At 71.0% G+C, this 14,252-nt stretch carries 14 protein-coding genes; 6 read left to right on the forward strand and 8 right to left on the reverse strand.

What is annotated here, in order from left to right; all coding sequences use genetic code 11:
• Positions 1 to 108 precede the first annotated feature (108 nt).
• Both ACGGAQ_RS02135 and otsB read left to right on the forward strand, forming a co-directional pair.
• On the forward strand, positions 109 to 462 hold the full coding sequence (locus ACGGAQ_RS02135) for a hypothetical protein (RefSeq protein WP_393043781.1): 354 nt from the start codon (positions 109 to 111) through the stop codon (positions 460 to 462).
• 67 nt (positions 463 to 529) lie between these two features.
• Complete coding sequence (gene otsB / locus ACGGAQ_RS02140; protein WP_393043783.1) at positions 530 to 1,354, forward strand: trehalose-phosphatase; 825 nt, start codon at positions 530 to 532, stop codon at positions 1,352 to 1,354.
• 28 nt (positions 1,355 to 1,382) lie between these two features.
• Here otsB and ACGGAQ_RS02145 read toward each other — a convergent pair whose 3' ends face one another.
• The 4 genes from ACGGAQ_RS02145 to ACGGAQ_RS02160 form a co-directional block, all read right to left on the reverse strand.
• A complete protein-coding gene (locus ACGGAQ_RS02145) occupies positions 1,383 to 2,153 on the reverse strand; it encodes an isoprenyl transferase (RefSeq protein WP_234589120.1) in 771 nt (256 codons plus the stop codon).
• Positions 2,154 to 2,184: 31 nt separating this feature from the next.
• Positions 2,185 to 3,327, reverse strand: a complete 1,143-nt coding sequence (locus ACGGAQ_RS02150) for a geranylgeranyl reductase family protein (protein ID WP_354854085.1) — start codon at positions 3,325 to 3,327, stop codon at positions 2,185 to 2,187.
• Positions 3,328 to 4,244: 917 nt separating this feature from the next.
• Positions 4,245 to 5,105 (reverse strand): hypothetical protein, encoded by an 861-nt coding sequence (locus tag ACGGAQ_RS02155; protein ID WP_393043786.1) that lies wholly within the window; start codon positions 5,103 to 5,105, stop codon positions 4,245 to 4,247.
• A gap of 37 nt (positions 5,106 to 5,142) precedes the next feature.
• Complete coding sequence (locus tag ACGGAQ_RS02160) at positions 5,143 to 6,987, reverse strand: phosphoenolpyruvate carboxykinase (GTP) (protein WP_393043788.1); 1,845 nt, start codon at positions 6,985 to 6,987, stop codon at positions 5,143 to 5,145.
• Positions 6,988 to 7,428: 441 nt separating this feature from the next.
• Here ACGGAQ_RS02160 and ACGGAQ_RS02165 point away from each other — a divergent pair, with 441 nt between their 5' ends.
• From ACGGAQ_RS02165 to ACGGAQ_RS02175, 3 genes are all read left to right on the forward strand, one after another.
• Positions 7,429 to 7,965 (forward strand): GtrA family protein, encoded by a 537-nt coding sequence (locus ACGGAQ_RS02165; protein ID WP_393045621.1) that lies wholly within the window; start codon positions 7,429 to 7,431, stop codon positions 7,963 to 7,965.
• Between the two features lie 63 nt (positions 7,966 to 8,028).
• Positions 8,029 to 8,733 (forward strand): GtrA family protein, encoded by a 705-nt coding sequence (locus ACGGAQ_RS02170; RefSeq protein ID WP_393045623.1) that lies wholly within the window; start codon positions 8,029 to 8,031, stop codon positions 8,731 to 8,733.
• Positions 8,730 to 9,413, forward strand: coding sequence for a MaoC/PaaZ C-terminal domain-containing protein (locus tag ACGGAQ_RS02175; protein WP_393043790.1), 684 nt, complete (start codon positions 8,730 to 8,732; stop codon positions 9,411 to 9,413). Before ACGGAQ_RS02170 ends, ACGGAQ_RS02175 begins: the two co-directional genes overlap by 4 nt.
• A 47-nt stretch (positions 9,414 to 9,460) precedes the next feature.
• Here ACGGAQ_RS02175 and ACGGAQ_RS02180 read toward each other — a convergent pair whose 3' ends face one another.
• The gene (locus tag ACGGAQ_RS02180) at positions 9,461 to 10,033 is read right to left on the reverse strand and encodes a PH domain-containing protein (RefSeq protein ID WP_007455608.1); all 573 of its coding nucleotides are present in this window, start codon (positions 10,031 to 10,033) and stop codon (positions 9,461 to 9,463) included.
• 172 nt (positions 10,034 to 10,205) lie between these two features.
• Positions 10,206 to 11,081, reverse strand: coding sequence for a biotin--[acetyl-CoA-carboxylase] ligase (locus tag ACGGAQ_RS02185; protein WP_393043792.1), 876 nt, complete (start codon positions 11,079 to 11,081; stop codon positions 10,206 to 10,208).
• Between the two features lie 85 nt (positions 11,082 to 11,166).
• On the opposite strand from ACGGAQ_RS02185, the gene ACGGAQ_RS02190 reads away from it, so the two are divergent.
• Complete coding sequence (locus tag ACGGAQ_RS02190; protein ID WP_393043794.1) at positions 11,167 to 12,750, forward strand: acyl-CoA carboxylase subunit beta; 1,584 nt, start codon at positions 11,167 to 11,169, stop codon at positions 12,748 to 12,750.
• Positions 12,751 to 12,855: 105 nt separating this feature from the next.
• Here the strand turns inward: ACGGAQ_RS02190 and ACGGAQ_RS02195 are convergent, their stop codons facing one another.
• Positions 12,856 to 13,722, reverse strand: coding sequence for a hypothetical protein (locus ACGGAQ_RS02195; RefSeq protein WP_393043796.1), 867 nt, complete (start codon positions 13,720 to 13,722; stop codon positions 12,856 to 12,858).
• Entirely contained in the window at positions 13,715 to 14,215 is a 501-nt protein-coding gene (locus ACGGAQ_RS02200; RefSeq protein ID WP_266248870.1) for a SigE family RNA polymerase sigma factor, read from the reverse strand. The genes ACGGAQ_RS02195 and ACGGAQ_RS02200 overlap by 8 nt, the downstream gene beginning before the upstream one ends.
• Positions 14,216 to 14,252 lie beyond the last annotated feature (37 nt).

Here is a 14,252-nt window from a genome sequence, read left to right on the forward strand (position 1 = left end):
CGGAACGGGCACGCTAGCGTCCGTACTCGTACTGCTTGGGCTCGTCATCGGCGGGGGGACGGGACAAGGCCGAACCCAGCCCTGCGGGACATAAGGAGGGGTCTGTCCATGACCCTGAAGTGGTGGGCAGTCGTGGTCGCCACGGTGTCGATGACACTGTGGGCGACCGGCAACGTGGTGACCCTCGCGGTCAACGGTGGGCAGCTGCCGCTGCTCGTCAACCTTCTCGCGCTCATCAGCGCCGGCACGGCGGTCATCCTGGCCGTCGTCGCGGAGCTGCACGAGCGGCTCAACGACCGGATCAGCGCACTCACCGAGTTCCTGGTGGCACGGCTCAACGAGATCGAGACCCGCACCGGGGACCGCAACACCGGCTTCGTGGAGGGCTACCTGCTCAGCCACGGGCAGGACGCGGCGGTGGTGCCGTTCGGACGACGCGGACGAGGGGCCGCCGAACGCTGATCCCGCGCCGCCGAGCGGTGGTGCTCGGCCAGGAATGAGCCCTCAACGCCGGGGTACGCTGACGCGCGTGCCGCCGTTGAATCTGGGCAACCACCAGCCGAGGACCCCGTTGAACGCCGATCAGGCATGGCAGGTCACTGCCGGCCGGGCGGCGGGGACCGTGCTCTTCTTCGACTTCGACGGCACACTCGCGCCCGTCGACGACGACCCGACCGCGGTCCGCCCCGCGCCCAACGCCCTCGCCGCGATCGAGGCGCTGGCCCCGGTGGTGCAGCGCATCGCGATCGTCTCCGCGCGGCCCGTGGAGTTCCTGCGGGACCGCCTCGGCGAGCTGAGCGGCGTCGACCTCTACGGTCTCTACGGCCTGGAGCACAGCCACTCCGGAGGCGAGACCGTCACCGAGCCCACCGCCCTGCCGTGGGTGCCGACCATGGCCGAGCTGGCCGACCTGGCCCGGGCGGAGCTGCCACCCGGCACGCTCGTCGAGTTCAAGCGGCTCTCGGTCGCGCTGCACTGGCGTACCGCGCCGCAGCTCGGCACGACAGTGCAGCAGTGGGGGCAGGCGCAGGCCGACCGGCTGGGACTGCGGGTGCAGGCCGGGCGGATGGTGCTGGAGCTCAAGCCGCCCGTCGACCGGGACAAGGGCATGGTGATCGGCGAGGTGGTCCAGGGTGCCACCGGCGCCTGGTACTTCGGCGACGACGTCTCGGACATCAAGGCGTTCGCGGCGCTACGCGCCCGCGCCGAGGCGGACCCGGACTTCTTCGGCGTCTGCGTGGCCGTCGCCAACCCGGAGACCGGTCAGGAGGTGGCCAACGCCGCCGACCTGACCATCGAGTCCCCGGCCGCACTGGGTGACTTCCTCACCCGGGCCCTGACCCGGCTGCCCTGACCGGGCTCTCCTGCGCCCGCAGGAGGGTTCAGGCGCCGTACCGGCGCTGACGGGTGGCGTACGAGCGCAGCGCGCGCAGGAAGTCGATATGCCGAAAATCCGGCCAGTTGAGCTCGCAGAAGTAGAACTCCGAGTGCGCGGACTGCCAGAGCATGAAACCGGACAGCCGCTGCTCCCCGCTGGTGCGAATGACCAGGTCCGGGTCGGGCTGGCCGCGGGTGTAGAGGTGCTCGGCGATGTGCTCGACGTCCAGCACCTCGGCCAGTTCCTCGATCGTGCCGCCCGAGGCGGCGTGCTCCAGCAGCAGCGAACGGACCGCGTCGGTGATCTCCCGCCGGCCTCCGTAGCCGACGGCGATGTTGACCTCCGCGCCGCCGCTGCGGTCCCGGGTGCGCTCCTCGGCGCCCTTGAGCGCCGCCGCCGTCTGGGCGGGCAGCAGGTCCAGCGCGCCGACGATGCGCAGCCGCCAGGGGTTGCCCTCCTCGGCCAACTCCACCACCAGGTCCTCGATGATCTGCAGCAGCGGGTCCAGCTCGCTGGCCGGGCGGCGCAGATTGTCGGTGGCCAGCAGGTAGAGGGTCACGTGCCCGATGCCGGCCTGGTCACACCAGCCGAGGACATGCTTGATCTTCGCCGCGCCGACCCGGTGCCCGTCGTTGGGGTCGACGAAGCCCATCTCCCTCGCCCACCGGCGGTTGCCGTCGCACATCACCCCGACGTGTCGGGGCACCGGCTTGCCCGCGAGCTTCGCCGTGAGCCGGCGCTCGTACACGGAGTAGATAAGGTTCCGCAGCGTCATCACCTAGCAGCGTAGCGACCCGCCAGCGGGATCACCCCTTCGGAGGCCGATCCCCGCCGGACAGTTCGATGCCGATCATGCCCAGCGTACGGGCGGTGAGCCGCCCGTCGCCGAGTCCCAGCTCGACCACATCGTCGAATACGCGGTCGTCCCGGCGGGCCGCCCGGACCGCCGCGTCGACCACCCGCCGCCGTCGTGCCAGCCATGCGGCCACCGAGCTGTGCCGCAGGTGGGTGCCGAGGCGACGACGCAGGCCAACGGCGTAGCGACGCGCCGCCGCCTCGGGCGCACGGGCCGCCGCAGCACCGGCCAGCGCACCGGAGAGCAGCGCGTAGAAGATGCCCTCCCCGGTGAACGGGTTGATCAGCGACAGGGCGTCGCCGGCCAGCAGGGTGCGGTCCCGGCCCGGTGCCGGCCGGTGCGTGGACAGCGGCAGGTGATGGGCGCGCAGCGCGGTCACCGTCGACAGGTCGGTGCCGGGCAGCAGCGCGGCCAGCCGGTCCAGCAGGTACGCCCGGCTCAGAGGCTCGCCGCGCAGCACCTCCCCGTACCCGACGTTCGCCCGCCCGTCGCCGATCGGGAACGACCAGGCGTACGCCGGCCAGCGTGCCTTCGAGGTGACGATGAGCTGCTCGGGTGGGCCGGGCAGCGCCGGGGCGTAACCCCGGATGGCCAGTGCCAGGTGCCGGTCGGGGTTCACCGGGTGGCCGAGGGCCCGACGCACCACCGACCCGGCGCCGTCCGCTCCCACCACCACCCGGCCGGACAACTCCCCGTCGAGCACCACCCGGTCGGAGCGCGGCTGGACCCGGCGGACGCTGTGCCGGCGCAGTTGCGCGCCGGCGGCCACCGCAGCCGCCACCAGCCGCGCGTCGAAGACCTCCCGAGGCACGGTGTACGCGGGCCGGGGCAGCGCCCGAGCGACCGCCTGGCCGCCCGGGGAGACCATCCGCAGCGCGGGCAGCGCGGCGTAGCCGGCCACCGCCTCGGTCACGCCCAGCTCGGCGAGCACGTCCACCGAGTGCGCGGCGATTCCGTCGCCACAGGCCTTGTCCCGGGGAAAGTCGGCCCGGTCCAACAGCAGGACACTGGCGCCCGCCCGGCGCGCCGTCAGCGCCGCGGCCGCTCCGGCCGGCCCCGCCCCCACCACCACCACGTCGAACTCGTCGCTCACCGCGCGCCTCCCTCCGACCGGGGCGGCGCGGCTCGTACCCGTCCCGCCCGGCGATCACCTGGGCCGTCGACACCGGCCACGGTGACCGACATCACCCGCCATCCTGCCCCCTGCCCGCCCGCCCGCACCGCTGCCGCACGGCTGCACGGCTGCCGCACGGCTACACGGCTGCCGCACGGCTACACGGCTACACGGCTGCACGGCTGCACGGCTGCACGGCTGTCGCACGGTCGGCTGTCCCAAAGCGGGGGCCACCAAGCGGCCGCCACGAAGCGGCAGCCACGAGGCAGACACCTGGACCGGCGGGCCCGGACTGGCACCGTTGCCGCCTGCTGCGGTGCCTGTCGAGCTGCCCCATTGGTGGGGCAGAGTGGCTCCGATGGCTTGACATCAGGCATTGATCGACTCGGGATCGCCGATATCGGGGTGTCCACGTCGCCCGATCACCCCGACTTCGGCGATCCCGAGTCGCTCACGGCCGGAGCCACGCCCGCCGGCCACCCAGGCGCCAGATCCCCGCCACTGCCGGGTCGGCATGCACGGGGTACGGATATAGCCGGCCCATATCCGGGGCAGCTCGACAGCACCCGCCAACCGCAGAGCCGGTCCAGGTCCGGGGCAACTCGACAGCACCTGCCGACCCCGCGAACCACAGAGCCAGCCCACAACCCGAGGCAACCCGACAGCACCCGCCAACCCCCGCCAACCACAGAGCCAGCCCACAACCCGAGGCAACCCGACAGCACCCCGCCAAATCACGCCATCCGCAAAGCCAGCCCACACCCCGAGGCAACCCGACAGCGCCGGCCAAACCACGCCAACCACCGAGCCGGTCCATATCCGGGGCAGCTCGACAGTGCCTGCCAACCCCCTCAGGTCGCGCACCACGCGCACCTGGGACGCAGCCCGCCGGGCTCTCAGACCGGGGCTGCGGCGTCTGGGGCGCGGGCCGCGCGGCGCAGGCCGTACAGGGCCAGCGCGGCGGCGGCGAGCAGCGGAGCGCCGTCGCGGATCAGGCCGTCCACGCCCAGCAGCCACCAGCACAGCGGCAGGTCCACGGCCAGGACGGCCAGCGTGACGATGACCAGTAGGCCGCGCGCCCAGTCCTTGCCGCGCATCAGGAACGCGGTGCAGAACAGCACCGCGTAGCTGGCCGCGATGCCGGCACCGAACCAGAACAGCACGGCCGGTACGGCGGACAGACGATCGTCCAGGATCGCGCCTCCGGCCACCAGCGCCGGCACCAGCATCAGCGGGCTGTAGGTGAACGCCGCGACTCGGCTGGTCAGCAGCCAACCGCTGGCCTGTGGCCGACGCGGCGGGGTCTCCCGCCAGGAGATGCCAGCCTTGTCGATGACCAGCCGCGGCCGGTGCCGGACGAGATGCCCGGCGAGCGCGGACGAGCGGTAGAGCATCCACACCACCGCCACACAGAGCGCGGTGAGCACGGCGAAGCCGAGCAGCCCGGGCAGCGGCGGCACCCCCTGCCGGGGCACGATCAGCCGGCCGACGGCGAAGATCGTCGTGACCGCGAGGATCAGCCCGAAGGGACGGGCCACCGTGCGGCCCCGGCGGACGTGCCCGATGAGCAGCAGGAAACCGAACGAGCGCAGCATCGCCCAGCCGGTGCGCACGGCCAGGCCGAAGCCCTGCTCCGGGGCGTACCACCAGTTGAGCAGCTCGACCACGACGGTGGCCGCCGCCGTCGTCGCGAGCAGGAAGGTGAGCACCCGGACGGCGGACGGCCGCCGGACCTCGGTCTCGGCGGCCGTCCTCATGGGATCCGTTGTTGCCCGCGGCGGGCGATGTTCACACCTAGCGCTGCGGCTGTACGGCATCCAGGCGGGCGCGCAGCGCGTCCAACTCGGCCCAGAGCACGCCGGGCAGCTTGTCACCGAACTTCTCGAACCACTCGGTGATCAGGGGCAGCTCGTTGCGCCACTCGTCCGGGTCGACCTTCAGCGCGATCCGGACGTCCTCCGGGGTCATGTCCAGGCCCTCGACGTCGAGCGAGTCGGCCGTCGGCACCATGCCCACGGGGGTCTCCACCGCGTCGGCCGTGCCCTCGATCCGCTCGACGACCCACTTGAGCACCCGGGAGTTCTCCCCGAAGCCCGGCCACAGGAACGAGCCGTCCGCGTCCTTGCGGAACCAGTTCACGTAGTAGATCTTCGGCAGCTTGGCCTCGTCCCCGTCGGCGCCCTTGCCCATCTCGATCCAGTGCCGGAAGTAGTCCCCGGCGTGGTAGCCGATGAACGGCAGCATCGCCATCGGGTCCCGACGGACCACGCCAACCGCGCCGGACGCGGCCGCGGTGGTCTCCGAGGAGAGCGTCGCGCCCATGTAGACGCCGTGCACCCAGTCGCGGGCCTCGGTCACCAGTGGGATGGTGTCCCGGCGGCGGCCACCGAAGAGGATCGCGTCGATCGGCACGCCGTTCGGGTCGAAGTACTCGTCGGCGAGGATCGGGCACTGGGTGATCGGGGTGCAGAACCGGCTGTTCGCGTGCGAGGAGAGGCTGTCGCTCTCCGGCGTCCAGTCGTTGCCCTTCCAGTCGATCAGGTGCGCCGGGGGCTCACCCATGCCTTCCCACCAGACGTCACCGTCGTCGGTGAGACCGACGTTGGTGAAGACGGAGTTGCCCCGGTCCAGCGTCCGCATGGCGTTGGCGTTGGTCTTCCAGTCGGTGCCGGGCGCGACGCCGAAGAGGCCGTACTCCGGGTTGACCGCGTAGAGCCGGCCGTCCGGGCCGAACCGCATCCAGGCGATGTCGTCGCCGATCGTCTCGACCTTCCAACCCGGGATGGTCGGCTCCACCATGGCCAGGTTGGTCTTGCCACACGCGGACGGGAAGGCGCCGGCGATGTGGTGGACCTTGCCCTCGGGGGAGGTGATCTTGAGGATGAGCATGTGCTCGGCGAGCCAGCCCTCGTCCCGGCCCATCACGCTGGCGATCCGCAGCGAGTAGCACTTCTTGCCGAGCAGCGAGTTGCCGCCGTACCCGGAGCCGAACGACCAGATCTCCCGGGTCTCGGGGAAGTGCGAGATGTACTTGGTCTCGTTGCACGGCCACGCCACGTCCTGCTGACCGGGGGCGAGCGGCGCGCCGATCGAGTGCAACGCGTGCACGAAGTCCGCGTCGTCCCCCATCGCGTCGAGGACCTTCGCGCCCATCCGGGTCATGATGCGCATGGACGCCACCACGTACGGGCTGTCGGTGATCTCGACGCCGAACATCGGGCTCTCGGCCTCGACCGGGCCCATCACGAAGGGGATGACGTACATGGTGCGCCCGCGCATCGAGCCGCGGTACAACTCGTTCATCGTCCGCTTCATCTCGGCCGGCGCCATCCAGTTGTTGGTGGGGCCGGCGTCCGCCTCGTCGACAGAGCAGATGTAGGTGCGCTCCTCGACCCGGGCGACGTCCGTCGGGTCGGTGCGCGCGTAGAACGAATTCGGCTTCTTCTCCGGGTTCAGCCGGATGAGGGTGCCGGCCTCGACCAGCTCATCGGTGAGGCGACGCCACTCCTCGTCCGACCCGTCCACCCACACGACCCGGTCGGGGGTGGTCAGTTCCGCGACCTCACGGACCCAGGCAAGCAGTTTCGGATGGGACGTCGGGGCCTGATCGATACCCCGCACTACAGCCGGAGCAACCATGACACATCTCCTTGTGGTCGACGCTGACCGATCTATGGGATGCACGAGTGTCAGCGACGCCATGCGCCGCCTTCGTGGAAACCTGGGATTGGCCTCAGCGTAAACCGGGCAGCCTTCCGAGTCAGTGGGACTGGTTGTGAAGAACTGCACAAGGTACGGCCACGCTGCGGCATCACGATCTGATACCCGCTTTCCTGCGCAGTTTCACGCAAATCTTGTCGTGCACCACCGGTCGACGCGCTTGGCGGTCGGGCCGCCAACCCGCCCGGCCGACCGGTGCGGGGATTCCCGTTCCGGGGCGCGTCAGTCCTCCCCTTCGGTCACGCTCCGTTCAACTGCGGCGTACCGGGCGAAAGGGCCGGCACGAGCGACGATGTCCGGTCGCCGTTGCTACCCCGCCGACTGGCCGACAGCCGGTAGGCTCGCCCCGTGGCCGCCACGATGACCGGGGAGCAACCGGGTCCCCGGCAGACCCGACCGGGTCTGGTCCGCGGACTGCTCGACCGTTTCGGTCACCTCGTGCGCGAGCTGAGCAAGTTCGCCACCGTGGGCGGCATCGCCTTCCTCATCGACTTCGCGCTCTTCAACTACCTCACCACCGCGCGCGGCATGGAGCAGGTGACGGCGAAGACGATCTCGACCGTGATCGCGGCGACCTTCGCCTTCCTCGGCAACCGGTTCTGGACCTGGCGGCACCGCCAGCGCAGCAACCCCGCGCGGGAGTACGCACTGTTCTTCTTCTTCAACGCTGTCGGCCTCGGCATCGCGGTGGCCTGCCTCGCGATCAGCCGGTACGGGCTCGGCAGCATCTGGCCGGGCGTGTTCCAGACGCAACTGGCCGACAACATCGCCAGCTTCGTCGTCGGCACGGGCCTCGGGACACTGTTCCGATTCTGGTCCTACCGGCGGTTCGTCTTCGTCGAAGCGGGAACTCCGATCGTTCCGCAGGTGGAGCACGACCGAGACCACGGTGCGTGACCTGCCGCCCACCTCGCCCAGCCGGTGATCGCCGGCTTCACCGACTGCCCTAAGGTGTTTCGCATGCGTCTTGTCCGTCTGCTGCCTGAGCGTTGGCAGAAGTTCATCCACGAGGCGCTCAAATTCGGCATCGTCGGCGGCATCAACACCGTCATCAATTACGCGGTGTTCAATGTCCTTGCACTTACCGTTTTCGTCAACGGTCAGTTGAAGGCGACCGTGATCGCGACCGTCGTCGCAACGATCACGTCGTATCTGATGAATCGCCACTGGACGTACCGGGATCGCCCGAAATCGGCGCTTCGTCGCGAGTACGTCCTGTTCTTCCTGTTCAACGGGGCCGGCCTGCTCATCGAACTGGGCGCCGTGGCCGCAGCCAAGTACGGGCTCGGCGTACACGGTCTGCTGGGGCTGAATGTGGCGAAGACCGCCGGTGTTCTGCTGGCCACGCTGTTCCGGTTCTGGTCGTACCGGACGTTCGTCTTCCAGCCCGTCTCGCCGGCCGAGGACGAGACGAAGGCCGAGCCCACCTGGCATGACATCCCGCGCGACGAGTGGGACACCATGGCCGAGATGGACCCGGTCGCCGAGCTGGCCGAATCCGTCTCCGAGCTGGAAGAGGCGCAGTCCAGCGACCGCCCCGACGCGACTCCCGCCGCTCCCGCCCAGCAACGGCCCACACCGATGACCGCTGGCCTCCCCGCCGACCTGGACGCGGAACTCGCCGCGGAGCTGCACGCCGGCACCCGTCGCGCGCCCCGCCGGTGACGCCTCCCGCCATCCGCTCCGGCACCGGGGCGCCCGCCGAGCTGTTCTTCGAGGATCTCGTCCCAGGGCTCACTGTCGACCTCGGGACGGTCACCGTGGACGGCGACGAGATGCTGGCCTTCGCCCGTCGCTTCGACCCGCAGTGGTACCACGTCGACCCACAGCTGGCCGAGGCCAGTCGGCACGGCGGCGTGATCGCCAGCGGCTTCTACACGGTCAGCCTGTTCATGCGGGCGTACGTCGATCACCTGCTGTCCCGCGCGGCGGCGGACGCCTCCCCCGGTCTGGAGGAGTTGCGGTGGCTCGCCCCGGTACGGGCCGGGGACCGTCTCGCCGTCCGGGTCGACGTGATGGGCGCCCGCCCGTCGGACGCCCGCCCCGGGCTCGGCACCGTCATCCTCACCGGCACCATGCTCCGCCTCGGCCCGGACAACCGGCCCGATCAGGAGGTGCTGCGGACCCGCTTCCGTGGCTGGTTCGCGCTACGCCCGGTCGAGACGAACCCCGAGGCCACACCAGGCGAGAGCGGCCCGCCGGAAAACGGACCAGCCGAGGCCGGAGCGGCGGAGGTCGGACCGTCGGAAAGCGGGCCAGCCGAGGCCGCGTCGTCGAAGGGCGGGCCGTCCGAGGCCGGACGGCCGTCGGCGGCGGCGGGGCCCGTGGTCGAACAACGCGCCTGACCGCCCCGCCCCGGCGCTCGGGCCGGGACGGTCAGCGCGGATCGCAATCAGCTCGTGGTGTCGCGCAGCGGCTTGCCCTCGCGCATGTCGGCGAGGATGTCGCGCATCTCCCCGTCGCCCAGCGAGTGCTTGTCGTGCTGCGCCTCGACCAGCTCGTAGAGGGTGGTCTGCACCCGGCTGACACCCGGCACGTCGGCGAGCACCGACTGGCCGCGCTCACCAGCTGACTCGATCGTGAGGGTGCCGCAGCCGAGCAGCCGCTCGAAGAAGTGCTGGTTCATCGAGTGGTCGTTGATCCGGGTGAGCGGCAGGTCCCGCCGGTCCCGGGAGAAGACACCCTGCTGCAACAGCACGCGCTCGTTGGTGAACAGGTAGTGGGTGGTACGCCAGACCAGGAACGGCCACAGACCGAGCCAGAGGACCGCGACCAGGCCGATCACCCCGATCACGGCCAGCGCGATCGAACCACCGCTGCTCTCGGGCAGCAGGAGCACGCCGACCACCACCGCGGCGATGGCCAGCACCAGCACCGCGATCGGCCGGATCAGCGCCTTCCAGTGCGGGTGCAGGTGCAGCACGACGTGCTCGTCCTTCGTGAGCACGTCTTCGGGAAACGCCACGACAACCTCCAACGCCATTGACTCGACGCGCCGACCGTAAACCCCCCAAGCCCGTCGACAACATCCGCCACGCGGCCCCACCCCACCTTCGGCGATCTTGCGCTTTCAGTCGCCGTCACGCGGCCGTAGCCCGTTACGCCACGACAGAAACCGCAAGATCGCGGGAGGCGGGTCAGCGGAGGTGGAGGACGTCTCCTGCGGCTACGACGCGGGTTCCGGCAGGGGTGGTCAGCTGGAGCTGGCCGTCGTTGTCCACGCCGGTGGCGGTGCCGGTCAGGTCGTCGCCGGTGGGCAGCAGGACGCGCACCTCGCGGCCGATCGTCGCGCAGGCCGCCACGTAGGCGTCGCGCAGGCCGCTGGCCACGGCGTCCCCACCGGCGGAACGCCAGCGGTCGTACCAGTCGGCCAGGGCCCGCAGCAGAGCCCGCAGCAGCGGATCCCGGTCGGTGGCCGCCGCACCGGCCAGTTGCAGCGAGGTGGCCGGCAGCCCGGTCGGGTTCACCGGCAACTCGTCGGCGCGCAGGGTCACGTTGAGGCCGACGCCGAGGACGATGGCCGGCGGTTGGGCCGAGGAGCGCCCCGGCACCGCCTCGGCCAGCACACCGGCGCACTTCGCGTCCCCGATGAGCAGGTCGTTGGGCCACTTGAGGGTGGCCTCCAACTCGGCCAACCGGGCCACCGCCTCGACCAGCGCGACGCCGGCGAGCAGCGGCAGCCACCCGTACCCCGTGGACGGCACCGCGGCCCAGCCGCGGTCCGGCACGGCCTCGCCGGGCCGCAGCAGCACGCTGGTGGCGATTCCGGCGCGCGGCGGTGACTGCCAGACCCGACCGCGCCGACCGCGGCCGGCGGTCTGCCGCTCCGCGACCACCACCAGGCCCTCCGGCTCGCCCGCCGCGGCGGCCTCGGCCACGTCCGCGTTGGTGGAGCCGGTCTCGGCGTACAGCTCGAGGCGGGCCCAGGGCCCGTTCGGCGCGACCAGTGCGCGCCGCAGCCGGGCCGCCGACAGCGGCGGTCGGTCCAGATCGGTGTACGGGGAGCCCGGCATCCCGTCAGCCTACGGCGGTGGGCACGGGAGGTATTGAGGCGTACTGCACAGCAGCGCCGACCTGAACCATCGTTATATTCCCTGGGTGACTACCGAGACCGGGACCAACATCCACAGCACTGCGGGCAAGCTGGCGGACCTGGAGCGCCGGGTCGACGAGGCGGTGCACGCCGGGTCGGCGCGTGCGGTCGAGAAGCAGCACGCCCGGGGCAAGAAGACCGCCCGCGAGCGGATCGAGATGCTGCTCGACGAGGGCTCCTTCGTCGAGCTGGACGAGCTGGCCCGACACCGGTCCACGGCCTTCGGGCTGGAGCGCAACCGCCCGTACGGCGATGGCGTGGTGACCGGCTACGGCACGGTGGACGGCCGGCAGGTGTGCGTCTTCGCCCAGGACTTCACGGTCTTCGGCGGCTCGCTCGGCGAGGTCTTCGGCGAGAAGATCGTCAAGGTGATGGACCTCGCCATGAAGATCGGCTGCCCGGTCGTCGGCATCAACGACTCCGGCGGCGCCCGCATCCAGGAGGGCGTGGTGTCGCTCGGCCTGTACGGGGAGATCTTCTTCCGCAACGTCCGCGCGTCTGGGGTCATCCCGCAGATCTCGCTGGTGATGGGGCCCTGCGCCGGCGGCGCGGTCTACTCCCCGGCCGTCACCGACTTCACCGTGATGGTCGACCAGACCTCGCACATGTTCATCACCGGCCCCGACGTGATCAAGACGGTGACCGGCGAGGACGTCGGCATGGAGGAGCTGGGCGGAGCCCGCACGCACAACACCCGCAGCGGCAACGCGCACTACCTCGCCACCGACGAGGACGACGCGGTCGACTACGTCAAGGCCCTGCTGTCGTACCTGCCGTCGAACAACCTCGACGAGCCGGTCGTCTTCGATGCCCCCGCCGACCTGACGATCACCGACGAGGACCGTGAGCTGGACACGCTCGTCCCGGACTCGGCGAACCAGCCGTACGACATCCACACCGTCATCGAGCACGTCCTTGACGACGGGGAGTTCCTGGAGGTCCAGCCGCTCTACGCGCAGAACATCGTGGTCGGCTACGGCCGGGTGGAGGGACGCCCGGTCGGCGTGGTGGCCAACCAGCCCATGCACTTCGCCGGCACCCTGGACATCGCCGCCTCCGAGAAGGCCGCCCGGTTCGTGCGCACCTGCGACGCGTTCAACATCCCGGTGCTGACCTTCGTGGACGTGCCCGGCTTCCTGCCCGGCACCGGCCAGGAGTGGGACGGCATCATCCGCCGGGGCGCGAAGCTCATCTACGCGTACGCCGAGGCGACAGTCCCGAAGGTCACCGTGATCACCCGCAAGGCGTACGGCGGGGCGTACGACGTGATGGGTTCCAAGCACCTCGGCGCGGACCTGAACTTCGCCTGGCCGACCGCGCAGATCGCGGTGATGGGCGCGCAGGGCGCGGTCAACATCCTCTACCGCTCGGAGCTGGCCGGCGCCGAGGACCCGGCGGCGGTCCGGGCCGAGAAGATCGCCGAGTACGAGGACACCCTCGCCAACCCGTACGTGGCCGCCGAGCGCGGGTACGTCGACTCGGTGATCCCGCCGCACGAGACGCGCACCCAGATCGTCCGGGCGCTGCGCGTCCTGCGCACGAAGCGCGAGACCCTGCCGCCGAAGAAGCACGGCAACATCCCGCTGTAGGTCGTGCGACCCCTGCTCGCTTGATCCGCAGCAATTTCGGGGAAACTGCTGCTTCCCGGCGCCGGGAGGCAGCGACATCCCTGAAGTTGCGCGGATCAAGAAGGGTCAGCAAGCCGGGTTGGCAGCGGGGCACAGTCGCCGGGCGGCCGTGCGGCCGAGCGCCTTGAGATCCGCGTCGTGCAGCCCCAGGTCCGGACTGGGCTCCAGAACAGTGACCAGGTCGCCGACCCGGACCACGACTGTCATCCCGAACGGGCTGGAGCGCTGAAGCGTCCTTCCGGAGGCCGGGCCACCAGGTGCGAACGGCACGTGCCGCACCAGAATCGACTCGTCACCGGCGAAGTTGCTCGCCGCCGTCTCCCAGGCGTGCTTGCTCTCGTTCGGCGTCGTCTCGCCTGCCGCCACGACGGACTCGGCGAGATGCCACTCGGGGCAGGCGTCGAGCAGCGCCCGCAGATGAGTGAAGAGTCGAGCGCCCACAAGCGGATCGAGTCGATAGACGTCCTGGCTGAGTTCGACCCGCACCGGCCCTGCGCCGTCCTTCGCCGGCGACAACAGGGTCTGCGACCGCGAGTAACGGGAGTATGCGGGAACCGCCGGCACGCCACGGTCGTCGCCGCACCTCTGCAACGTCGGATCCAACCGGACTACCTCACCGAGGCCGGCGTCGCCCAACTGCACGGCGCCCTGCACCGGCACCTCGGTGACCGGCAGCAGGGAGTCGAGGGGGATATCCATCCGGACGGGGCTCTGCGTCGACGCAGGCAGGGCGGCATCGGGCAGAGCCGCCGGCCGGTCCTTCATGGCGTACGCCGGGCCCGTCACCGCCGCGAGCACCGCGACCGCCGCCAACGCGACAGCGCGACGCCTACGCCTGCGGGCCGTCGCCCGGATTTCCTCCGGCTCCGGCCACCTGACGTCACGCAGGTCCCGGTGGACCCGTTCGACGAATGCCAGGTCGTCGTCACGCATCGGTGGCCTCCTCCAGGTCAGAGACGGCGAGCAGACCGGCGAGCGCGGTACGCCCCCGGGAGAGTCGGGCCTTGACCGTGCCCACCGGGGCGGCGGTCTCCCGCGCCACCTCGGCGACCGGCATGCCCATCAGGTAGTACAGGGCGATGGCGGTGCGCTGCTCCTCGGGCAGTCGACGCAGCGCGGCGACCACCTCGACCGTGTCGGTGCCCGGCCCGGGAACGGTCTCGGTCGCCCCGTGGCGCAGGTACGCACGGGCGCGACTGCGCAGGCTGCGCCAGCGGCTGACCGCGATACGGCTGGCCACCACCCGCACCCACGCCTCCGGGTCGTCGTACCCGCTGATCGTCGACCAGCGCTGCCACGCCCGGATGTACGCCTCCTGCACCGCGTCCTGGGCCTCGACCCGGTCGCCGGTGAGGGCGTAGACGAAACCGAGCAGCCGTTGTCGGCTCCCCCGGTAGAACTCGTCGAACCCGTCGACGTCCGGCACCCGCTACCTCCCCGTGTCGGTCGCAGGGAACACGCAC

It is taken from the genome of Micromonospora sp. NPDC047557 (genome assembly GCF_043205095.1).
Lineage (GTDB): Bacteria > Actinomycetota > Actinomycetes > Mycobacteriales > Micromonosporaceae > Micromonospora.